Source organism: Bacteroides sp. HF-162, from assembly GCF_015679285.1.
Lineage (GTDB): Bacteria > Bacteroidota > Bacteroidia > Bacteroidales > Bacteroidaceae > Bacteroides > Bacteroides uniformis.
In genome coordinates this window covers 3,114,303-3,137,029 of record NZ_CP064937.1, presented here as the reverse complement: position 1 = coordinate 3,137,029, position 22,727 = coordinate 3,114,303, and the positions used below count along the sequence as shown (strand labels likewise).

The 22,727-nt window shown below is 48.8% G+C and carries 20 protein-coding genes; 12 read left to right on the top strand and 8 right to left on the bottom strand.

Annotation, left to right across the window (positions count from 1 at the left end):
* Positions 1-96 precede the first annotated feature (96 nt).
* On the top strand, positions 97-1,035 hold the full coding sequence (locus tag ITJ87_RS13095; RefSeq protein WP_165491402.1) for a ribose-phosphate pyrophosphokinase: 939 nt from the start codon (positions 97-99) through the stop codon (positions 1,033-1,035).
* A 90-nt stretch (positions 1,036-1,125) separates the two neighbouring features.
* Here the strand turns inward: ITJ87_RS13095 and ITJ87_RS13090 are convergent, their stop codons facing one another.
* The 5 genes from ITJ87_RS13090 to ITJ87_RS13070 all read right to left on the bottom strand — a co-directional run bounded on the left by ITJ87_RS13090 (position 1,126) and on the right by ITJ87_RS13070 (position 7,227).
* The gene (locus ITJ87_RS13090; protein WP_117966430.1) at positions 1,126-2,289 is read right to left on the bottom strand and encodes a phosphatidylinositol-4-phosphate 5-kinase; all 1,164 of its coding nucleotides are present in this window, start codon (positions 2,287-2,289) and stop codon (positions 1,126-1,128) included.
* Between the two features lie 81 nt (positions 2,290-2,370).
* Positions 2,371-3,660 carry a pitrilysin family protein gene (locus tag ITJ87_RS13085; RefSeq protein ID WP_117966427.1) on the bottom strand — a complete coding sequence of 430 codons (1,290 nt, stop codon included), beginning with the start codon at positions 3,658-3,660 and terminating at the stop codon, positions 2,371-2,373.
* Positions 3,661-3,672: 12 nt separating this feature from the next.
* Positions 3,673-4,428, bottom strand: a complete 756-nt coding sequence (gene kdsB, locus ITJ87_RS13080) for a 3-deoxy-manno-octulosonate cytidylyltransferase (RefSeq protein WP_195690880.1) — start codon at positions 4,426-4,428, stop codon at positions 3,673-3,675.
* Positions 4,429-4,510: 82 nt separating this feature from the next.
* Complete coding sequence (locus tag ITJ87_RS13075; RefSeq protein WP_117966482.1) at positions 4,511-4,876, bottom strand: 2-amino-4-hydroxy-6-hydroxymethyldihydropteridine diphosphokinase; 366 nt, start codon at positions 4,874-4,876, stop codon at positions 4,511-4,513.
* Positions 4,877-4,896: 20 nt separating this feature from the next.
* Complete coding sequence (locus ITJ87_RS13070) at positions 4,897-7,227, bottom strand: transglycosylase domain-containing protein (RefSeq protein ID WP_117966422.1); 2,331 nt, start codon at positions 7,225-7,227, stop codon at positions 4,897-4,899.
* Between the two features lie 463 nt (positions 7,228-7,690).
* On the opposite strand from ITJ87_RS13070, the gene pyrB reads away from it, so the two are divergent.
* From pyrB to glyA, 5 genes are all read left to right on the top strand, one after another.
* Entirely contained in the window at positions 7,691-8,638 is a 948-nt protein-coding gene (pyrB, locus tag ITJ87_RS13065; protein ID WP_195690881.1) for an aspartate carbamoyltransferase, read from the top strand.
* A 26-nt stretch (positions 8,639-8,664) separates the two neighbouring features.
* The gene (gene pyrI, locus ITJ87_RS13060) at positions 8,665-9,129 is read left to right on the top strand and encodes an aspartate carbamoyltransferase regulatory subunit (RefSeq protein WP_117966419.1); all 465 of its coding nucleotides are present in this window, start codon (positions 8,665-8,667) and stop codon (positions 9,127-9,129) included.
* Entirely contained in the window at positions 9,126-9,692 is a 567-nt protein-coding gene (locus tag ITJ87_RS13055) for a flavin reductase family protein (RefSeq protein ID WP_117599593.1), read from the top strand. Before pyrI ends, ITJ87_RS13055 begins: the two co-directional genes overlap by 4 nt.
* Before the next feature lie 23 nt (positions 9,693-9,715).
* Entirely contained in the window at positions 9,716-10,486 is a 771-nt protein-coding gene (locus ITJ87_RS13050) for a porin family protein (RefSeq protein ID WP_117966416.1), read from the top strand.
* A gap of 102 nt (positions 10,487-10,588) precedes the next feature.
* On the top strand, positions 10,589-11,869 hold the full coding sequence (glyA, locus tag ITJ87_RS13045) for a serine hydroxymethyltransferase (protein WP_117599591.1): 1,281 nt from the start codon (positions 10,589-10,591) through the stop codon (positions 11,867-11,869).
* Positions 11,870-11,973: 104 nt separating this feature from the next.
* Here the strand turns inward: glyA and ITJ87_RS13040 are convergent, their stop codons facing one another.
* Positions 11,974-13,644, bottom strand: a complete 1,671-nt coding sequence (locus ITJ87_RS13040) for a formate--tetrahydrofolate ligase (RefSeq protein WP_117966413.1) — start codon at positions 13,642-13,644, stop codon at positions 11,974-11,976.
* Between the two features lie 129 nt (positions 13,645-13,773).
* On the opposite strand from ITJ87_RS13040, the gene ITJ87_RS13035 reads away from it, so the two are divergent.
* Complete coding sequence (locus ITJ87_RS13035; protein WP_117966480.1) at positions 13,774-13,899, top strand: DUF3791 domain-containing protein; 126 nt, start codon at positions 13,774-13,776, stop codon at positions 13,897-13,899.
* A gap of 199 nt (positions 13,900-14,098) precedes the next feature.
* On the opposite strand, the gene ITJ87_RS13030 is transcribed toward ITJ87_RS13035, so the two are convergent.
* Together ITJ87_RS13030 and ITJ87_RS13025 are read right to left on the bottom strand one after the other, a co-directional pair.
* A complete protein-coding gene (locus ITJ87_RS13030) occupies positions 14,099-15,274 on the bottom strand; it encodes a TlpA disulfide reductase family protein (protein WP_226791163.1) in 1,176 nt (391 codons plus the stop codon).
* Between the two features lie 133 nt (positions 15,275-15,407).
* On the bottom strand, positions 15,408-17,561 hold the full coding sequence (locus ITJ87_RS13025; protein WP_117966477.1) for an outer membrane beta-barrel family protein: 2,154 nt from the start codon (positions 17,559-17,561) through the stop codon (positions 15,408-15,410).
* 201 nt (positions 17,562-17,762) lie between these two features.
* On the opposite strand from ITJ87_RS13025, the gene ITJ87_RS13020 reads away from it, so the two are divergent.
* The 5 genes from ITJ87_RS13020 to ITJ87_RS13000 all read left to right on the top strand — a co-directional run bounded on the left by ITJ87_RS13020 (position 17,763) and on the right by ITJ87_RS13000 (position 22,706).
* Entirely contained in the window at positions 17,763-19,457 is a 1,695-nt protein-coding gene (locus tag ITJ87_RS13020) for a sensor histidine kinase KdpD (RefSeq protein ID WP_022400752.1), read from the top strand.
* 73 nt (positions 19,458-19,530) lie between these two features.
* Complete coding sequence (locus ITJ87_RS13015) at positions 19,531-20,253, top strand: response regulator transcription factor (RefSeq protein WP_022400751.1); 723 nt, start codon at positions 19,531-19,533, stop codon at positions 20,251-20,253.
* Positions 20,254-20,274: 21 nt separating this feature from the next.
* Positions 20,275-21,081 (top strand): hypothetical protein, encoded by an 807-nt coding sequence (locus ITJ87_RS13010; protein ID WP_117966408.1) that lies wholly within the window; start codon positions 20,275-20,277, stop codon positions 21,079-21,081.
* Positions 21,082-21,181: 100 nt separating this feature from the next.
* On the top strand, positions 21,182-21,778 hold the full coding sequence (locus ITJ87_RS13005) for a hypothetical protein (RefSeq protein WP_022400749.1): 597 nt from the start codon (positions 21,182-21,184) through the stop codon (positions 21,776-21,778).
* A gap of 25 nt (positions 21,779-21,803) precedes the next feature.
* Positions 21,804-22,706: an SDR family oxidoreductase gene (locus ITJ87_RS13000; protein WP_195690882.1), complete on the top strand. Its 903-nt coding sequence runs from the start codon at positions 21,804-21,806 to the stop codon at positions 22,704-22,706.
* Positions 22,707-22,727 lie beyond the last annotated feature (21 nt).

The following is a 22,727-nucleotide window of genomic DNA, read 5'->3' as shown; positions in this document are numbered from 1 at the left end:
AGAAAAATAATTTTTATACAATAACTCTTGTTTTATGTAACGGGAAATTCATACCTTTGCATGCAAATTAACAAATAGGTAACATCTATTACACAAATGAGCGAAAAAGCACCCTTTATGGTATTCTCTGGAACAAATTCGAGATACCTTGCAGAGAAAATCTGCGCTAGCCTTGATTGCCCTCTGGGAAAGATGAACATCACCCATTTTGCGGATGGTGAGTTTGCAGTCTCTTATGAGGAATCTATCCGTGGCTCGCATGTATTCCTGGTTCAATCAACCTTCCCTAATTCTGACAATCTGATGGAACTTCTGCTGATGATCGATGCCGCTAAAAGAGCATCGGCAAAAAGCGTTGTAGCCGTTATCCCCTATTTCGGTTGGGCACGTCAGGACAGAAAAGACAAACCCCGTGTTTCCATCGGCGCCAAGCTGGTGGCCGACCTGCTTTCTGTTGCAGGCATCGACCGTTTGATTACGATGGACCTTCATGCAGACCAGATTCAGGGTTTCTTCAACATTCCGGTGGATCATTTGTATGCATCAGCAGTGTTCCTCCCCTATATTGAATCCTTGAAGCTGGAAGACTTGGTAATCGCTACCCCGGATGTCGGCGGTTCAAAGCGTGCCAGTACATTCTCCAAATATCTCGGTGTACCCCTGGTGCTGTGCAACAAGACACGTGAAAAAGCAAACGTGGTTGCCACCATGCAAATCATCGGTGATGTAAAAGACAAGAATGTAGTATTGGTAGATGATATTGTAGATACAGCAGGAACCATTACCAAGGCTGCCAACATCATGTTGGAAGCCGGAGCCAAATCTGTCCGTGCCATTGCCAGCCACTGCGTAATGTCCGACCCGGCTTCTTTCCGTGTACAAGAATCTGCACTGACGGAGATGGTATTTACCGATAGTATCCCCTACTCTAAAAAATGTGACAAGGTTAAACAGTTGAGCATTGCCGATATGTTCGCCGAAACCATCAAGCGGGTGATGAACAATGAATCAATCAGTTCACAATACATTATCTAAACACGAGTTTAGATAATTAAATAATAAAAAATTAAAGGCTGCGCAGTTCAGACGAATATTGCGCAGCCTTTAATTTTTAATTCTATTTCTTTAATTTTCCAACCTTCCCATTTTGTACGTTCCCTTCCGTATCACTTTCCCGTTCTTGTCCGTTTCCACAAACGGGCCGTGTTTCTTTCCTTGTTTGAAAAAGCCTTCATAACGATTTCCGTTCTTGTCTTCCTGGATGCCGCTCCCTTCTTCCATACCGTTCACAAAACCGCCTTTATATTTGGTTCCATCGGTCTGAATCAGGGTACCCTGACCGTTGAACTTATTGTCTTTCCATTCACCTTCGTAAGAGTCACCTACATTCCATTTGTAAGTACCGTATCCGTCACGTTGGTTGTCTTTCCAATTACCCTCGTAAACGGCGCCGCTTGCCCACGTAAATGTGCCGTGGCCTTCCTGCTTTCCGTCCTTGAAACTGCCCACATACTTGTTGCCGCTGGCATGGTAGTAAATGCCCTCTCCGGTACGCTCACCTTGAACATAAGAACCTTCGTAACGGTCGCCGGTATGGAAAAAGTAAATACCTTTGCCATGCTGCATGTCGTCCTTCCAGTCACCTACGTATTTGTCACCGTTGGCATATTCAAAAGTTCCTTTACCGTCCCGGACATCATTTTTCCATTCCCCATCATATTTGGAACCGTCATTCCAGGTCAATGTTCCTTTGCCGTCTTTCTTGTCATTCTTCCACGAGCCTACATACTTGGAACCGTTCTTCCAGGTATACGTTCCCTGGCCTTCGCGTTTGTCATTCACCCAGTCGCCCTCATAAATATCACCATTGTAATAATACATGGTTCCTTTCCCATGCTGGTAATCCTGAAACCACATGCCGTCATAACGGTTGTTATTCATAAAATAGTAGATACCCCTGCCATGCTGCTGGTCTTGAAACCATTGTCCCTCATACTTTTCACCGTCGGGAAACATATATGTACCGTAGCCTTCACGCTTGCCCTTCACATACTCACCCTCGTAGACGTCACCGTTCTTAAAAACGGTCTTTCCCTTTCCATTGGGCTTGCGGCCTTTTATTTCACCGGTATAGACGGCCCCGTTGTCTTTGAACGTGTAGGTACCTATCTTTATCTCCGAAGAGAATGTACTTTTCACTTTATCGAAAAAGCCGCCTTTTTTTTCCTGGGCAATGGCTCCGCCTTGACATAAGAAAGCCAGAATGAGTGCAGTATATAGATATTTCATTAATTGATAGTTGATAATTGATAGTTGATAATTGACAAAGGTAGGATTTATCCGGTAAAATGATGCGATAACTCCCGCTTTTTATGACATTTTTTTGCCGCACACTATTTCTTTTAATTTCTCTTTGCATAAATAACGCCCTGCAAGTTCACGGATTTCTTGCGGGGTAACTTCCTTGACAGCATCCAATGCTTCGGCAAAGTAAGTATCCTGCAAGCCCGATACCTGCACAAAAATCCAGGCATCCGCCAGCGAGAATGCAGATTCATAACTACGGCACATGTCTCCCAACATATAGTTCTTTACCATGGAAAGCTCTCCATCGGAAACCAGCTCGTTCTGAAGGCGGTCTATTTCATGATAGACCTCACCGATAAGAGGCTCCACAAATTCGTTGGCGGCTTCGGCACTGACCGCCAGCACTCCCTGCCCCGGATAGGGCATGATGGCTGCGGAGATACCGTACGTGTATCCTTTATCTTCCCGGATATTGGACATCAGGCGACTGCCAAAGTAGCCCCCGAACAGTGTGACCAGCACGCGGGCCTTCAAGTAGTCCGGATGATTACGGTCCAGGGAAAGCATGCCCATACGGACGGCACTTTGCAGGGCATCCGGACGTTCGATGAAGATACGTTTTCCGGAAGCGGTAACCGGATGGAATTCTGTCTTCTCCGGTTTGCGGAAATCCGTACCGAAAGCCTCGCAGCCAAACAAGGACTCTATCCGGCGGATGCAATCGTCGGTTACCTTGCCCGAGAGGTAGATGCTGCAATTATTAGAATGATAATAACGGTCATAAAACTCGCGTAGCACAGCAGGAGTGATGCGCTGATAATCCTCTTCCTGCACCAGACGTCCGCCGGGATGCTGCCCGCCGTACAGAGCCTTCACCAATCCGCGGTGCGCCAGGAAGTCCACCTTGGAAGAGTTGACAAGAAACTGCTGGATATTATTGTCTACAATCACTCCCAGCTCTTTCTCGGGAAATACCGGCTCTTTGACGATAGATTCCAATACATCAAGCGTTTGGGGAAGGTATTTATTCAGAGAATAAAGGGTGACATAGGCATACTCGGATGCACTGGACAATTCCAGCCAGGCTCCATAATAGTCCAGCTTTTCCGCTATCCGGGCGGCATCGTAGCGTCGGGTGCCCTCGCGAAGCATGCGGTTCGTAAACAACGCCTGCAAGGGCTGTTTCTGTTGCCATCGGCCGCCTGCCATGAGGAGATCGATACGTGTCACTTCATTGTCACCGGCATTGAGCACGCTCAATGGCACGCCATTAGGCAACTTGATACGTTCCGGCCTTTGCACCACCAGTTGTTCCGGTTCAAGAATCCGGGGTTGGTCACTTCGGTTCAGCATGGGCTTTCTAGTTTACAGCCCATGGCTTTTAAGAAATTCTTCTGCCCGTTCCAAATCTTGAGGAGTATCTATGCCGATAGTTTCCACATCCGTGACACCTACCTTGATGGTATATCCGTTTTCCAGCCAACGAAGCTGTTCCAATGATTCGGCAATCTCGAGGGATGACTGCGGAAGGGCGGTTATCTCTTTCAGTACCTCTACGCGATAGGCATAAAGGCCGATATGCTTATAATACGTATGGTTCTTCAGCCAGTCTTCCTTCGCCGCATTGCGCTGGTAGGGAATGATGGAACGGCTAAAATAGAGGGCATTCCTGTTTTTGTTGAGCACAACCTTCGAAGAGTTCACATTTTCCAGTGCCTCGAAACCATTATCTACCGTAAAGGGTTTCACCAGAGTGGCTATCTGGGTGGCCGGATCGTCGAAACATGCTTTGACGGCTTGTAACTGCGAAGGCTGGATGAAAGGCTCATCCCCCTGGATATTCACCACGACATCAAACTGTCCTCCTATTTTTGTACAAGCTTCCTGACAGCGGTCGGTGCCGCTTTTATGTTCGGTGGAAGTCATTACCACCTTTCCTCCGAATGCTTTTACTGCGACTTCAATACGCTCATCGTCCGTAGCCACGTATGCATCGTCCAAGATTCCTGCCACTTGCTCGTATACTCGCTGTATCACGGTTTTTCCGCCCAACACTGCCAATGGTTTGGCCGGAAAACGCGTAGATGCGTAACGGGCAGGTATGATTCCTAAAAATTTCATTTTCAATCTTCGTCTTTTAAAATGAGGGGGTGTCCGAAAGTGTTCATATACTATCGACACATCTCCTTATATTCTTTATTAATTATAACAGTTGTTTCAATCCTCGCAGGATATAATCACGTTTCAAATCTTTTGGCTTATAGACAGTCCCGTCACAAGACAACAAGTCTATATCCAGCCGTACAATTTCCTGTTCCTTCTCCTCGGGCTTCCTTCCGGCTTCCCGTTCGATGGCTTTCAGGCAGGCGGTGACTTCCTCTGCCGGATTATCGGAAGCGAAGCATGCCACCTGATTGGAGAACAGATTCGGACGGTGAAAGAACAAAGGTGCCGTCTCCTCCTCTTCCGAGAAACGTATTCCGGGAAAAAGTTCCGTCAAGCGTCTGCGAGCCAGTTCCATGTTCTCCCTCCGCTGCTCGTTGCTCCCAATACTAATCGTATAATCCACTTTCAATTTTCACCTTTCAACTAATTAAACAGTTCGTCGAGTCCCTCTATCGGTTCTTCTATATGGGTGTCTCCTTCCAGATTTATATCATCCTTGCACGGGTCATAGCCTTCGGGCAACTGGAATGTTTCATTTTCATCATATCCCAGCGATTTGTCACCGAGCACTTTCACCATGTATTTGGTCCAGATAGGCAATGCCATGGAAGCACCTTGTCCGTGAAGCATCGTATCGAAGTGGATGTCGCGGTCCTCACCGCCCACCCAGCAACCAGACACGAGCGAAGGCGTGAAGCCCATAAACCAGCCGTCGGCATTGTAGTTTGTCGTTCCGGTCTTGCCGCCCATGTCGGCTTTCACACCCAGACGGCGCACACGGCCTCCGGTACCTTCGTTGACAACGGCACGCAGCATGACCAGCATCTTGTAAGCGCTGGATACGCTGATGACTTCCTGCATTTCGGGGGCAAAGGTTGCCAGCACGTTTCCGTCGTTGTCCTCGATGCGGGTCACGAACAGCGGAGCTACCCGGATGCCCTTGTTGGGGAAAGCGGTATAGGCGCTCACCATCTCGCCGACGGAAATCTCGCACGGGCCCAGACAGAGTGAAACGGAAGGTACTATGTCGCGGTTGCGGACACCGAAAGTATGTATCAAGCGTTTCAGGTTATAGGGGTTCAGCTTGCTCATGAGATAGGCCGTAATCCAGTTGTCCGAGTTTGCCAGCCCCCACTTCACGGTCACCATGTCGCCAATCAGCTTTTTGTTGGCATTACGCGGCGTCCACGGTTTTCCGTTTTCATCAATCAGCGTGTATTCCACGTGGCGCACTTCGTCGCAGGGAGAAAAACCGTTCTCCATAGCCAGTGTATAAAGGAAAGGCTTGATGGTAGAACCTACCTGGCGGCGTCCCACCATGGCCATATCGTACTGGAAGTAATGGTAGTTCGGTCCGCCTACGTATGCCTTGACGTGTCCGTTGCGCGGGTCCATGGACATGAAACCGGCACGCAGGAAGAACTTGTAGTAACGGATGGAATCCATCGGGGTCATAATGGTGTCTTTCTCCCCTTCCCAACTGAATACGGACATCTCCTCCGGGGTGTCGAAGGCTTTCTTTATTTCAGCTTCGGTGGCTCCGGCTTTTTTCATGAGGCGGTAGCGGTCGGACAACCTCATGGCACGTCCCAGAATCTCGTCCACCTGCTCCTGGGTCAGACGGAAGGTGTAGGGAGCTTTCTTGGCTCCTTTCTTTTCCTTGAAGAAGTAACCTTGCAGTTCCTTCAGATGCTCTGTCACGGCATCCTCGGCATACTGCTGCATACGCGAGTCGAGCGTGGTATAGATTTTCAGCCCGTCGGTGTAGAGGTTGTATTTGGTACCGTCTTTCTTGGTATTCTTTTCGCACCATCCAAAGAGCGGGTTGTTCTCCCAGTCGAGTGAATCCTCGTAGTATTTCTGCATTTGCCAGCCGCGGTAATCAGCCTTGTCGGGCTTCTTGGCAGTGAGCACGCCGCGCAGGTATTCGCGGAAATAAGTGGCCAGCCCTTCCTTGTGGTCCACACGGTTGTATTTCAGTTTCAGAGGCAACGCCTGGAGGGAGTCGCGCTCGGCTTCCGTAATATATCCCGCTTTCCGCATCTGGTCGAGCACCACATTGCGCCGTCCGCGGGAACGTTCATTGTAGCGCACCGGATTATAGAGAGACGGATTCTTGCACATGCCCACCAACGTAGCCGCTTCCTCAATCTTCAAATCTTTCGGTTCGCAACCGAAGTAGGTAAAGGCAGCAGTCTTGATGCCTACCGCATTGTTCAGGAAATCGAACTTGTTGAGATACATGGTGAGGATTTCCTCTTTTGTATAGTAACGTTCCAGCTTTACGGCAATCACCCATTCGATAGGCTTCTGGAACAGACGTTCCATCACATTGTCAGCACTGGGGGAATAAAGCTGCTTGGAAAGCTGCTGGGTGATGGTACTGCCACCGCCGGCATTCTTCTGCATCAGGATACCGCGCTTCACTATGGCACGCGTCAGGGCGTAGGCATCAATGCCCGAATGTTCGGCAAAACGTACATCTTCCGTAGCTATCAAGGCGTTAATGATATTGGGCGACAAATCATTGTATCCCACAAACACGCGGTTTTCCTTACTATAGGAATAAGTACCCAATACTTTTCCGTCCTCGGAAAAGACTTCTGTGGCAAATTTGTAATTTGGATTTTCCAGGTCTTCCACCGGAGGCATATAGCCTATCCAGCCCTTGGCTATGGAAAAGAATATAAAGACACACACCAGCGAAATCAGTGCGATGAAAATCCATAGGATTTTGACGACTTTCCTTATCATGTTTCAGTTGCTAAAATCAAAGTTCAATAATAGGGCAAAGGTACGGAAATATATTAAACGCACCTATGCTTTCCCGTATCTTTTTCGACAAATAATCAGTATTTCACATTAGAAAACTCGTGTTTTTCATGCGTGTTTTTGCTCGTTTTTGGGCGATTTTTGCTTAAGAAACAGGATTTCCATTGATGTTTTTTTTAGTTTTTCTGCACTTAAACAGCTGCAATACAATACTGATACATAAAACGCAGATGCCATTTATACCTATAATTATATATCTAACAACAGCAACTACAAAAAAAGTGCTGCTGTTGCCGATTCATACCCTTTGTAGATTTTGCAAAACAAATGCCGCACGGTTTGAAAAACAGCCCATATTTCGCAAAAAAACTTCCCCGCATATTTCCGTAGCCCGCATATTTTCCGTAACTTTACACTCTCGAAAAGTATAAATGAATTCAACGATATGGAAAACAGAAGTTTAGTCACCATTGCCGAGCATAGCCGGGAAAAAATCCTCTATATGCTCGAGATGGCGAAAGAATTTGAAGCCCATCCCAATCGGCATATATTGGACGGGAAAGTAGTTGCCACCTTATTTTTCGAGCCTTCCACCCGTACACGCCTCAGTTTCGAGACTGCCGCCAACCGGCTTGGAGCACGTGTCATCGGGTTCAGCGACCCAAAGGCCACCAGCTCATCCAAGGGCGAGACGCTGAAAGACACCATCAAGATGGTGAGCAACTATGCCGACATCATCGTGATGCGCCACCACCTCGAAGGAGCCGCACGCTATGCCAGTGAAGTCACCACCGTGCCCATTGTGAATGCAGGAGACGGTGCCAACCAGCACCCCTCACAGACCATGCTCGATCTCTATTCCATCTACAAGACACAAGGTACACTGGAGAACCTGAACATTTTTCTGGTCGGCGACTTGAAGTACGGCCGTACCGTCCACTCCCAGCTGATGGCCATGCGCCACTTCAACCCCACTTTCCACTTCATCGCTCCCGACGAGTTGCGGATGCCCGAAGAATACAAAATCTACTGCCGCGAGCACAACATCAAGTACGTGGAACATACGGACTTTACGGAAGAAATCATCGCAGACGCCGACATCCTCTACATGACCCGTGTGCAGCGCGAGCGCTTCACCGACCTTATGGAGTACGAGCGGGTGAAGAATGTCTACATCCTGCGCAACAAGATGCTGGAACATACCCGTCCCAACCTGCGCATTCTGCATCCGCTGCCCCGTGTCAACGAAATAGCCTATGATGTGGACGACAATCCCAAGGCATACTATTTCCAGCAGGCACAAAACGGACTGTATGCCCGTGAAGCTATTCTGTGCGATGTACTGGGCATCACACTGGATGAGGTGAAAAAGAGTAAAGGAGTAATTCAGTAGAATCGTCTAATAACTAATATTTCAAGATGTTAAGCGAAAAGAAACAGGAATTGCAGGTTGCTGCTCTGGAAAACGGCACTGTAATAGACCATATACCCTCCGAGAGACTGTTTACCGTAGTCTCCCTGCTCGGACTGGAACACATGAGCAACAATATCACCATCGGCTTCAACCTCAAGAGCAAGAAGCTGGGCACGAAAGGCATTATCAAGATTGCCGACAAGTTCTTCTGCGACGAAGAGATAAACCGTATCGCCGTGGTGGCTCCCAATGTAAAACTGAACATTATCCGCGACTACGAAGTGGTGGAGAAACGCGAAGTCCGCCTGCCCGACGAACTGCGCGGAATCGTGAAATGCGCCAACCCGAAGTGCATCACGAACAATGAGCCTATGCCTACGTTGTTTCATGTCGTGGATAAGGACAATTGCGTCATCAAATGCCACTACTGCGAAAAGGAGCAGACCAGAGAAGATATTGAGATTATATGAAAGAAGACTGGAAACCCGGAACCATGATTTATCCGCTGCCCGCCGTACTGGTGAGCTGCGGAAGCACTCCGGAGGAATATAACATTCTGACTATCGCATGGACGGGGACGATTTGTACGAACCCGCCCATGTGCTACATCTCCGTACGCCCCGAACGCCACTCCTACGACATCATCAAGCGGAATATGGAATTCGTCATCAACCTCACCACGAAAGACATGGCCCGTGCCACGGACTGGTGTGGCGTACGCTCCGGAAAGGACTACAACAAATTCGAGGAAATGCATCTGACACCCGGGAAAAGCACCGTAGTCAGCGCGCCTCTTATCGAGGAATCACCGCTTTGCATAGAATGCCGGGTAAAGGAGATTATGGCTCTCGGTTCGCACGACATGTTTATAGCAGATGTGGTAAATGTCCGTGCCGATACCCGTAATCTGAACCCTGAAACCGGCAAACTGGAACTGGCGGAAACGAATCCGCTGGTTTATGTGCACGGCGGATATTATGAGCTGGGGGAAAAGATAGGCAAGTTCGGATGGACGGTGGAGAAAAAGAAGTAATAATGCGATAAAGGTTTTAAGAGATGGAGCTGCGACGAATCCTGATGGGCTTATATCTGTTGGCCTTCCCCACCATGATGTGGGGACAGACTCCGATTGTGCCCGGTACTGCCGATGAAGAGCATTCCGGACACCGCAAGGAAACTCCGGTCAATTTCGGTTTCAAAGGCGGTTTCACCTCTTCCCTGTTCCTTGTGTCCCAGTTCAGCGTCAACGGAGTGCCCATCGACGAAGTGCAGAACAATTACAAGATAGGATATTTCGGTTCCCTTTTCATGCGGATAAACTTCGACCGCCACTTTCTGCAACCGGAAATATCCTACAACATCAACCGGTGCAACATCACCTTCGAGAAACCTCTGCCCGAAAACGCCGCATCAGGAGCCCTGCCGGAGGAAGCCTCCATTACATCGTCCATCCACAGTATAGACATCCCCGTCATCTACGGATACAACTTCGTCAAGGAGGGACCGTACAGCCTTGCCGTCTTTGGCGGACCCAAAGTGCGCTATATATGGGACCGGAAAAGCGACATCGACTTCGAGAATTTCGACCAGGTGAATATCCGTGAAAGGCTGCGTCCGCTCAATCTCAGCTTCACGGTCGGCGTATCCGTCACCATCTCACGCGTCTTTTTCGACTTCCGTTACGACATGGGGCTGCACAACATCTCCAAAAGTGTGACATACGATATTCCGGCCGACAACAACGCCGCAGACGAAAATACGAAAAACGAAATCCGTTTTCACCGCAGGGACAATGTGCTGAGTTTTTCTTTCGGAGTGTTCTTTTGACAGTAAATTTCTTCCTTTTCTTTCAATTTATTCATTTATTTCCCGTAAATTTGTGCGCTTAATAAGAGAACACAGATTTACCAAACTTATCTAATAAGCAGAATGAAAAGAGATGATTTAATTTTCGAACTTATCGAAAAAGAACACCAACGTCAGCTCAAAGGCATTGAACTGATTGCATCAGAGAACTTTGTAAGTGACCAAGTTATGCAGGCAATGGGCTCCTGCCTTACCAACAAGTATGCTGAAGGATACCCCGGCAAGCGTTACTATGGTGGCTGTGAGGTAGTGGATCAGAGTGAACAGATTGCCATCGACCGCCTGAAACAAATCTTCGGCGCAGAATGGGCCAACGTACAGCCGCACTCCGGTGCACAAGCTAATGCAGCCGTATTCCTCGCCGTGCTCAACCCGGGCGACAAATTCATGGGACTGAACCTTGCACACGGTGGTCACCTCTCCCATGGCTCCCTGGTCAACACTTCCGGTATTATCTATACTCCCTGCGAATACAATCTGAACCGGGAAACCGGACGCGTGGACTATGACCAGATGGAAGAAGTTGCCCTGCGCGAGAAACCCAAAATGATTATCGGCGGCGGTTCTGCTTATTCCCGCGAATGGGACTACAAGCGCATGCGCGAAATCGCGGACAAGATAGGTGCCATCCTGATGATTGACATGGCTCATCCTGCCGGACTGATTGCAGCCGGTGAACTGGATAACCCCGTGAAATACGCCCACATAGTGACCTCTACTACTCACAAGACTCTGCGTGGTCCTCGTGGTGGCGTTATCATGATGGGTAAGGACTTCCCCAATCCCTGGGGCAAGAAAACTCCGAAGGGAGAAATCAAGATGATGTCCCAGTTGCTGGATTCAGCCGTATTCCCCGGTATCCAAGGTGGTCCGCTGGAACATGTCATCGCAGCCAAAGCCGTTGCCTTCGGCGAAATCCTGCAACCGGAATGGAAAGAATATGCCAAGCAGGTGAAGAAAAATGCCGCTGTCCTGGCACAAGCCTTGATGGACCGTGGCTTCACTATTGTTTCCGGCGGTACGGACAACCACTCCATGCTGGTGGACCTGCGCAGCAAATATCCCGATTTGACCGGTAAGGTTGCCGAGAAAGCGTTGGTATCTGCCGACATCACCGTAAACAAAAACATGGTTCCGTTTGACAGCCGCTCGGCTTTCCAGACTTCCGGCATCCGTTTGGGTACTCCTGCCATCACAACCCGTGGTGCCAAGGAAGACCTGATGCTCGAAATTGCCGAGATGATTGAAACCGTTCTGTCCAACGTAGACAACGAACAAGTCATCGCAGAGGTACGTGCACGCGTCAATGCAAAGATGAAAGAATATCCTCTGTTTGCTTATTGATAAGCAAACAGCAATTAAGAATTAAAATTAAAGGCTGCGCGATGTTCGCTTTGAACTGCGCAGCCTTTATTCTTGTTTTTTAATTCTAAACGCGCGGAGCGCGTTTAGCTCAGCCCTTCTATATTTCCATCCACAATATCAATGTGTTCGGCTTGTGGTTTCTTTGGTAATCCCGGCATACGAAGAATTTCACCGGCGATGGCTACAATCATTTCCGCACCGTTGTTGACTACAATATCCTTGATATGGAATTCAAAGTTATTGACCGCACCATATATCTTCGGATCGGCAGAGAAGGAGTACTGCGTCTTGGCGATACAGACGGGGTAATGGCTGATACCCATCTGCTCTATCAGTTTGATAACCTTGCGGGAATGGAGACTGTAAGTCACTACACTTGCTCCGTAGAGGTTGCAGGCTACCTTTTCGATTTTGCGTTCCACGCAATCGTTCTCCTCGTAAGTGAAGGTCAGCGGCTCGGATGGTTTGTTCTCAATAGTATCTACTACCAGATTGGCAAGGTCAACGGCTCCCTCTCCTCCTTTGGCAAAGGCGTTGTTCACGGCAAAACCTACCTCGAGCTTTTCTTCGCAATGGCGGCGGATAGCTTCCACCTCCTCGTCCGTATCACTGGCAAAACGGTTGAATGCCACGATGACCTGCTGGCCGAATGAACGCAAATTGCGTACATGCTTGTCCAGATTGCCGAAGCCCCCTTTCAGTCCTTCCATATTGGGTTCCTTGATGCGGTCCAGACTGACGCCGCCATGCATCTTCAATCCTTGTGCGGTAGCAACGATTATCGTCAACTTGGGTTGTAGGCCGCTCTTGCGGCACTTGATGTTGTAGAACTTCTCCGCACCCAGGTCAGCCCCGAAGCCGGCTTCCGTCACTACATAATCGCCGAATGTCATGGCCATTTTTGTGGCAAGAATGGAGTTGCAACCATGGGCAATATTTGCGAACGGTCCTCCATGAACAAAAGCGGCAGTACCTTCGGTAGTCTGCACCAAGTTGGGATTGATGGCATCTTTCAGTAGAACAGTAATGGCACCGGCTACTCCTAACTCTTTCACAGTGAATGGAGTACCATCAAAACGAAATCCCAAGATAATGTTCTCGATGCGACGGCGGAGGTCATCAAGGTCTGTTGCCAAGCAAAGAATGGCCATAATTTCAGAAGCCGGAGTAATGTCGAAGCCCGACTCCTCGGTAATGCCGTTAGTGCTCGGACCCAATCCGGTGACAATACTGCGCAAGGAACGGTCGTTTACATCGAGTACACGCCGCCAGATGATTTCTTTCAGTCCGAAGCCGTCCGCCTGATGTTGGTACAAATAATTGTCGAGTAATGCGGAAATCATGTTGTGTGCCGAAGTAATGGCGTGAAAGTCGCCCGTAAAGTGCAGGTTTATCTTCTCCATGGGAAGCACCTGGGCATATCCTCCGCCGGCAGCACCGCCTTTCATGCCGAAACAAGGACCCAAAGAGGGTTCGCGCAGAGCGACAATTGCCTTTTTGCCTATCTTGTTCAGTCCCAGTGCCAGACCGATGGATACGGTTGTTTTACCGATACCCGCCTTTGTCGCAGTAATTGCCGTCACCAGTATCAGATTACTTTTCTTCACCTTCTCTTCATCAATCAGATGAGTGGGAATCTTGGCTATGTATCGTCCATAGTTCTCTACCTCGTCACGCGGGATATCCACACTTTCGGCAACCTGCTTTATCTTCTTCAGCTCTATGCTGCGGGCTATTTCAATGTCCGATTTCATACAGAGTCTTTTCTTTAAATAACAACTTTAATGTTTTGAAAGTTGCAAAAGTACATTTTTTGTAGCAAACCACATCAAGGTAGAAATACTTTTATTACATTTGCAAGAGACAAAAACATGGTTCATCTTATGAATAAATCTGAATTGGATGTTACTTATTTCATCTCGTTCTGCATAGAGCAGTATAAAAAGAAGAACTCTATGCAGGGAAGGGAGGTAATGGAGTTGTTTGACAGATACGGAGTGTTACAATAGAGGCACTAACCTATCTCAATTATATTAAAGCAGAGGAGGTATACTATGAATAGAAAAATTACAGACAATAACCTATATTTATTGCTACCCTCCAAAGTCAGTCTGTTCAATTGCTTGAAAAGGAAAACACCAAATATTGGCATTACGGTCCTGTCGCATTGTATGAAAGTTTCATTAGAGAACGGGAATAATTTGATTATCATTCCATCAGTTTTCCCAGTTTCTCCAACAAACTGCCTTTCCCGTAACCGGACCACATCTCTACAACCTCTCCCTCCGGAGATAAAAACACATAGCGGGGAATGGAGCCTGCGCTATACTTGGCATACAATCCGTGATTGCCTTTCAAGTCATTCAAGTTCCACCAACTGATGGCATGATGGCGCGAAGCTATCTCCCAATTTGTTTTGTCATCAATGCTTATACTTACTACCTCCAAACGGTCTTTATACTTTTGGCTGATTTCCTTCATCTCCGGCAAAGCCTTGAGGCAAGGACCGCAACCACGGCTCCAGAAATCTATCAGCACCGCTTTCCCCTTGAAATCGGACAAGCGGTGTACGTTTCCTTGCAAGTCAAACAAGTCACCATCCGCAGCTTGCTCTTGGGTAGCAACCGTCTGGGCAGGAAATAGATATGCCCGGATATCCAGAGCTTCCGGTGTCTCGCGCTGTTCATCGGTAAGTCTGGCATATAACTCCTCTACTTCTTTGCGATAGGGATATCCCTTGGTGTACCTCACCCCTATCGCCAGACTTTTCAGTTTATCCATCCATACCTCCTCTATCGGCAACTGCTTCATGCGGGCTATAACATTGGAATCTATGCGGATATCCAAATCATTTTCTACTTTCTCCAAGCTGTCACGTAGAGCAACGACCTTTGCCAACACCTCCTTATCATCCGGTTTCCGGGGATATTTGCGCATCAATCGCATGTGCTCCATTCTATTCTCCTGATTATGGTTCCATAAATCCCGTGAATCGTTTACAAAAAGCTGCCATATCTTCTGTTGCGGCATTTCACTTTCCACCTGCCAGGTGTAGATGTTCATATCCTCGCCCGTCAAGCGGATATGGGAACCTTCCTTAGCCCAAAGGGACAATCCCATACTATACAGATTACCGTCACGAATCATCAAACTCAAACGTTCTGTATCTGTTTTAGAGATAGGTATTTCAAAACGAAAACTGTCTCCCTGAAGGGTATCTGTTGCAATACTATTTCCCACGTCTCCTTCCATCCGAAATAGATTCAGGCAGACTCCTTGCTTCACATTCTTTACTTTTCCTTCAATGACACAAGTACCTTGCGCCTGCATACAAACGCTTACTAATAACAGAAATACAGCGCTTACTACCTTCCTGCAGTTCATATCCTTTATCGATTTTGATTAACAATGAACAATGATACTAAGAATAAAAGGAATTACGAAAATATCGTAACCCCTTTTATTCATATTTAACATCGACCTTTTTTATTGTAACTATTCAGCGAATAATTACTTTTTATTTGAACCGCGACGTATCCACCGCCTCCCGTTGCTTCTCCTTATATCCTCCGAATTTATAGGTAAACGATACGCCGAATTCGCGGAAGCATGAGTAATGATTCGTCACATTCTGCGTCTTGAAACGGATGCGGGGAGAAATCTGTCCCGTCTCAAAAATATCGTTGCAGTAGAGGTTGAGGATGGCTTTGTTCTTGGCAAAGCCGTAGCGCAGGGCAATATTCACATTGCCCGACGTAGGCAGGTCGTAAATGCCCTGAATGGCTTTACTATGCACAAAGCCGGTCACCGTCAGCTTCAAGTCGGGTTTGGTGGAGAGAGTAAAAGTATTGCTCATCTGGGCAATGCCATAGCATTGCTTTCTGTCGAAAGGAATATCCCAGAAATCACCATCCTTTTCGCGGTGCCACAAGCCTATGAGGGTAAGGCGAGAATTCAACCAATCCTTCACCTTAAATGGGATAGAGGCTTGTATTCCTGCTTGTTGCTGATAATCAAAATTGAGTGTCTTGTAGATTTCAACCAGACGTTCGGAGGATTGGTAGAGTGTCTGTACAGAGTAGTCCTTGGTGTGGTTGAACCAGGCGCTGAAGATGTATTTGCTCTTCAAAATATAGGTCATTTTCAGCTCATACTCTTGTGCCGGTTTCAGCAACGGATTACCATGCAGCTCAGAGTATCCACCGCCGATGTAAGAGACGGCATCCTGCACCGCCCAGTAGTCGGGATAGTCCTTGTCGCTGCTCAGAGAGAGCTGAAGGATATGTCCCGGTGCCGGCATATAGTTCAAGTTGACGATGGGATACCAGTCCCACTGGTTCCAGACGGGAGTCTTGTAATGCTCCACAGCCAGGGAAGCGTCCAAAGCGAGTTTGTCGCCGAAACTCTTGCTGAAACCTGCATAGATATTCCAGGTCTGTTCGCGGCGGCGGGACTTCATATTGCTTAAGGCATCTGAGGAGGTCAGTTGTTCGCCGGTTTCGGGGTCGTAATAATATTGGTAGCTGTTGTCGATGCTGGTAGTATAGATGGCTCCGTAATTCAAATCCCAACCTTTTCCCAGACTATGCTCCTGGGCCAGAAAGAATTTCCATCGGTTGATGCGTTGGCAATCTTCGGTGTAGAAGTCAAGTTCCTCATCCTGCATGCGGCTATGCAGCAACTGGTCGGACGGGGAACGGTAGTAGGTCAGTTCGGCACCGGCTTTGAGGCCGAAAGGGGTACGATAGTCCAGACGGCCGTTGTGCAGCCAGTCGGTGCTATTGCCATGAGTTGTGGACACCTGCGTGCCCGTCACGCCCGTCCAGTTGTGGGAGGTGGAATAGCCACCGTTATAGACGAAACTCAGCTGATGGTCCTTGGCGATGTTATAGTCCGCCCCTACCCTGAAATTATGGGTATGGCTGCGGCCACGGCCCACCTCATCTGTTGTCATGGGGTGAACCGAGCCGTCTGCCAGAGTGTGCACAGCCTCTTTGTCGGTAGTAGAGTAGCCCCGGCCATGACTGTGCGAGTAAAGAAAATCTGCTGAGAATTTATTTTTGCTGAAGAGCAGGCTGGCGCGTTCCTCAAAGCCTTCGTTATGCTTCTGGCGATACTTGGCATAGAGTTCGCCTTGCCAGGAGCCGGGGCCGCCTACCGATTGTTTCAGGGTGATATTGATCAGTGCGCCACGCACCTGGTAGCGTGCAGGGGCGTTGTACATCACTTCCGCCTTCTCTATGCGGCTGGCAGGGATGCTGCGCAGCAAGGAATAGAGCTGCTCTGTGCTGAGGGTGGTTACTTTGCCGTCCAGGATAACGGTGACTCCCTGGCCTGCCAACTGCAGCCCGCCATTCATCTCGATGACGCCGGGAAGCTCTTTCACGGCATCGTAGGCATTGTCTACAGGGAGGTTCCGGATAAGGCGGGGCAGGTCGTACACCAGCTTGCCTTGCGCTGCCTTAACGATGGGGCGTTCACCGGTAATCATCACTTCCGGCAAGGTCTGATAAAGACTGTCCAGACGGGCATCGGTCGTGATAAGGCTGTCGGCGCTGAGGATGCGGTTGTCGTCCGCACCGGAGGTGGTTGCAGTACCGTTGTTCTCTTGTGCCGAAAGGCTGATGCTCAAAGCACAGCATACAATAGGGAGTAAATAGAATCGTTTCATGTTCTTCTTTTTATTTATGTTTATATTCTTCTTCTGCAAATCTTCGTCTGCAAAGTACGGCAGAATCAGCAGAAACTTGTGTTATCAGCGGCTTACCAAGTGTTATCCAGTGTTATCGGGAGTGTTATTTAGTCTTATCGGATGATAGGGTTCACAATATTAATCTTACCTTTGTATGTATAAAAGTAACCGGAAACAAACATGAAACTGCCATTCAAATATATTGCCATACTTGTCATCGTCTCCCTGGCCGGCATCTTCGCCTACCAAGCCTACTGGCTGACGGGGCTCTACCATACCATGCACAGTGAAATGGAAAGGGACATCACCGAAGCCATGCGCATGAGCGACTATAACGAAATGATGATACGCGTGGATAAAATGAAGCAGGACGACATAAACCACGGTGAAGTCAGCGTATCAGCCGGATACAGCGATGACGGAAAATCATTTGTCCGTAGCAGTACCACCATCTCCCGTGAAGATTCTTTGGACAACACCACCCTGCACGAAACCTTCATGCCCAAAGGAGACAGTGTTTACGTGACCCACCCGAACGATTCAACCCGCGTGGAAGTCAGTGTCAGGAAGAACGTTCCTTTGCTCACCAAAGAGGACAGTGTGCTTTTCATCGACCAGCATAGAGAAACGGATAAAGTCCGTTGGATGTCTGCCGATTCTGCCCGAGAGCGTCTGGAAGAAGCAGTCAAGGACTCAGACAGCTCTCCCCAATCCGCATTGAGTGCCAAAGGGGGACTGGATGTGATTTTGCGCGACCAAAACAGTATGCTGGAACTCGCCACCTACCTCCAGCGCGGACTGCATTCGGGACTGGACATCATTTCCGACCCCGACGTAGTGCTTTATGACAGCCTGCTGACTTCATTCCTGCATGACCGTAACATCAATCTTCCCCATAGGCTGCTACATCTTCACAAAGGCAGCAAATGGGACTCTACCATTCTCTATATAGATACATTGGTAAACATCGGTACCCCCGGCTATGTGCCTACCTCAAAAGCCGTGGAATATAATTATTCTTTCGACATCAATACAAATCAAAGCTACCGTCTCATCATGGAACCGGCCGGCATGTTGGTCTTGCGACAGATGTCGGGCATTCTCACCACATCATTCGTTATTCTGATCGTACTCGCTTTCTCCTTCTGGTTCCTGATACGCACCATCCTGAAACAGAAGACACTGGAAGAGATGAAGAGCGATTTCACCAACAACATCACCCACGAACTGAAAACCCCCATCGCCGTAGCATATGCCGCCAACGACGCTCTGCTCAACTTCAACCAAGCGGAGGAAAAGGCCAAACGCGACAAATACCTGCGTATCTGCCAGGAACAGCTTCAGCGCCTCAGTGGACTGGTTGAACAGATACTTTCCATGAGTATGGAACGCCGCAGGACTTTCCGCCTGCACCCGGAGGAGTTTGCAATACGTGATATTCTGGAAACGCTCATCGAACAACACAAGCTGAAAGCGGAAAGCTCCGTCCACATATCGGTGGACATCGAACCGGAAGATTTGAGCGTACTTGCCGACCGTACGCATTTCAGCAACATCATCAGCAACCTGATAGACAACGCCATCAAATATTCGCACGGAGAAGCCGAAGTGGCCATCCATTGCCGCAAGGTAACCGTCGAAGGGCAGAATGAACAGACCGAAATCTCCGTCAGCGACCACGGTATCGGTATTGCTCCCGAGAAGCAGAAGCACATCTTCGACAAATTCTACCGCGTACCCACGGGTAATCTGCACGATGTGAAAGGCTATGGGCTGGGATTGTTCTATGTGAAGACCATGATAGAGAAGCATGGTGGCAGCGTATCGGTAAAGAGTGAGTTGGGAAAAGGAAGTACCTTTACGATAAGGATATGATAACATTATTTGTTAGGGTACTTTACATTACTTGTTAAGGAGCTTTACATTACTTGTAACAAAAGCGACAATTATGGAAAAGATAACTGTACTTCTGGTTGAGGACGAACAGACCCTCGCCATGATTATCAAGGACACATTGGAAGGACAGAACTTCATCATCCACACCGCAGCAGACGGTGAAGAGGGATTGCGCAAGTTCTTCGACCTCCGTCCCGACGTGCTGGTGGCAGACGTGATGATGCCCCGCATGGACGGCTTTGAAATGGTGCGCCGCATCCGGCAGACTGACAAACAGACCCCGGTACTGTTCCTTACCGCCCGCTCCACCATCAACGATGTGGTGGAAGGGTTTGAGCTGGGTGCCAACGACTACCTGAAAAAGCCTTTCGGAATGCAGGAACTCATTATCCGCATAAAGGCCCTGGTAGGCAAAGCTTTCTCCTTTACAGAGGAAAAGCCCAAAGAAACTACCGTTTTTGAAATCGGTGACTACCGTTTCAATTCCGTCACTCAACGACTTGCTTTTGCAGGCAGCACCCCGACTTCACCTAACGCGGATACGGAAGTGGAACTCTCCCACCGCGAGTCCGAGATACTGAAACGTCTTTGCGAGAACCGTAACCAGGTGGTCAACACCCAGAATGTATTGCTCGACCTCTGGGGAGACGACAGCTTCTTCAACTCCCGCAGCCTGCATGTGTTCATCACCAAACTGCGGCATAAACTGGCCGGAGACGAGCGCATCCGTATCGTCAATGTGCGGGGAATAGGATATAAACTAATAGTGAACTAAACTAAAACTAAACTACTATTTATGAGAAAGTTATTATTCATTACTTTTATCTGTTCCTCACTCTGCGCCTATGCACAGAGCGAGATTCCGGAAGACACAATAAAGAACCGGCCTCCCGTAAAGAAAGAGCAGATTCCCTTTTCTCCAAAAGAGAACAAGCGTACGGGCCTTGATGAAAGCCAGCCCCAACAAAGTCTGCAGGGCGAACAGCAGGAAGAGATAAATCTCCATCTCCCTCCCTCCGACTATGTGGAGCCCCTGCCCTGGACGGACATGAAGAAGATACACTTTCAGAAAAACATCTTTGAATGGGACTTCCAGCGTTTCGCCGATTTCCTGCTCTCGCCGGAAGTCGTACTGACGATGTACGGCAGCCATAACACCTATCCTGCAATGGGCTCCATCATGCAGGCTGGCGCAGGAGTTACTTATTACAGTCCCGACGGACATTGGGAATTGAGCGGAGGGGTATATGCCGCCCATTATTCCATCTCCCAACCTTCATCCATTACCGGTGCCCAGTATGCCAAAAGGGATGCCCCCCGAGGTACTCAATGGGACATAGGCTACAATGCCTCCGTATCCTACCGCATCAATCCCTACATGCGTCTACATGCCTTCGGCCAGTATTCGGGCTACGGGAGAAGTAACTCCTTTCATGGATATATGAACCCGATGTATCCGCAAAGCGGTTATGGCATGGTACTGGAACTGAAAGTGACGGACTGGCTCGACCTCAACGGAGGGATGGAACGAAGATACGACCCCACCAAAATGAAATGGGTGACTTCGCCCATTTTCGCCCCTACCATTCGTATAAAGAAATAGAAATAATACAAAGATATTTCCGGAAATAGAGGGAAACGAGTATCTTTGTTCAGTCTGCCCCTATGCGGCAGACAGCAACTGAAATTGTGAACAAAGAACAATGAAACGAATCTTCTTCTGCATCATCATTTTACTTGCAGGCATATCGTCCGTCAGCGCACAGAGTGGGATGCCTGCCGATACGGTACGTACCGCTGTACGTGGCGAAGCGTCTCCCGAAGGCATGTCTCCGTCTGAAAAGGAGCTTCTGCCGGACGTGAAGAATTACGACGGCTTCCTGCTGGATATGGGGCTGATGAATCTGTCCACCCCCACTCTTCCCAAATTCACTTTGGAGATACCGGATGCCAGCAAAGACTATAGCCGCATCTTCCAGTTGAACCCGAACGTGACTTATTCACAAGGTCTTTCGAACATATTCTCACTCAGCAACTCCCGGTATTTCAGTTCGAATCCCTTCGGACTGACGGGCTTCTGGGGCTCTACTGACAACCTGCAAATGGGAAGTTTCACTTTGAAGAACGGCATGCGCATCCATACGTACGGCGAATATGACAAGGACGGCTGGAAAGTGCCCAACCCTTCCGCACTGCCTTGGGAAAAGAACAATTTCAAAGGGGCGTTCGAGCTGAAATCAGCCAACGGATCCTTTGGCATACGCATCGAGGTACAGCAGGGCAGACACGTGCCCTATTGATGCCCATCACTTAACAACAGAATCAATGACAAGAAAGAAAATACTGGTGATAGGCGCCAACGGTTTTACCGGCAGACGCATCCTGGATGATTTGTCCCACAACGTGTTTTATCAGACAACGGGCTGTTCCCTGCACGACGACATCTGTCCCCATTCGGGCAACTATCGCTTTATCCGCACGGATATATGCAACCGCCAGGCGGTGGAAAAACTTTTCCAGGAAGTACAGCCGGATGTTGTAATCAATACCTCCGCCCTCTCCGTCCCCGATTATTGCGAAACGCACCATGCAGAAGCGGATGCCGTCAACATTACTGCCGTGGAGCATCTGGCAGAATGCTGTGAGGCGGGAGGCAGCCGTTTTATCCATCTTTCCACCGACTTCGTTTTCGGTGGTGATACGGAACGACCCTATACGGAGGAGGATATTCCCGCTCCCGTTAATTATTACGGCTACACCAAACTGGAAGGTGAGAAACGTATCGCTGCCGTTTGCAGGGATTATGCCATCGTGCGCGTAGTGGTGGTGTACGGTGCCGCCCTGCCCGGACAGCATGGAAATGTGCTCCAACTGGTGGCAAACAGATTAAGGAACAATGAGGAAGTGTTCGTCGTATCCGACCAATGGCGTACGCCCACCTTCGTGGGAGACGTGTCGCAAGGAGTGGAGAAGCTGATAAATCACCCACAAAACGGCATCTACCACCTCTGTGGCAGCGAGTGCCTGACCATTGCAGACATCGCTTATCGGGTAGCGGACGTATTGGGGCTGAATCGCTCGCTCATCCGTCCCGTCACCACGAAGGAGATGAACGAAAAGACACCACGTCCCCGTTTCAGCGGGCTGAGTATAGAAAAGGCACACCGGGAACTGGGGTATCAGCCGCGCACGCTGGAGGAAGGAATAAAGCAGATGTTCGGATGGTAAATGATGCAGTCGGATGGTAAA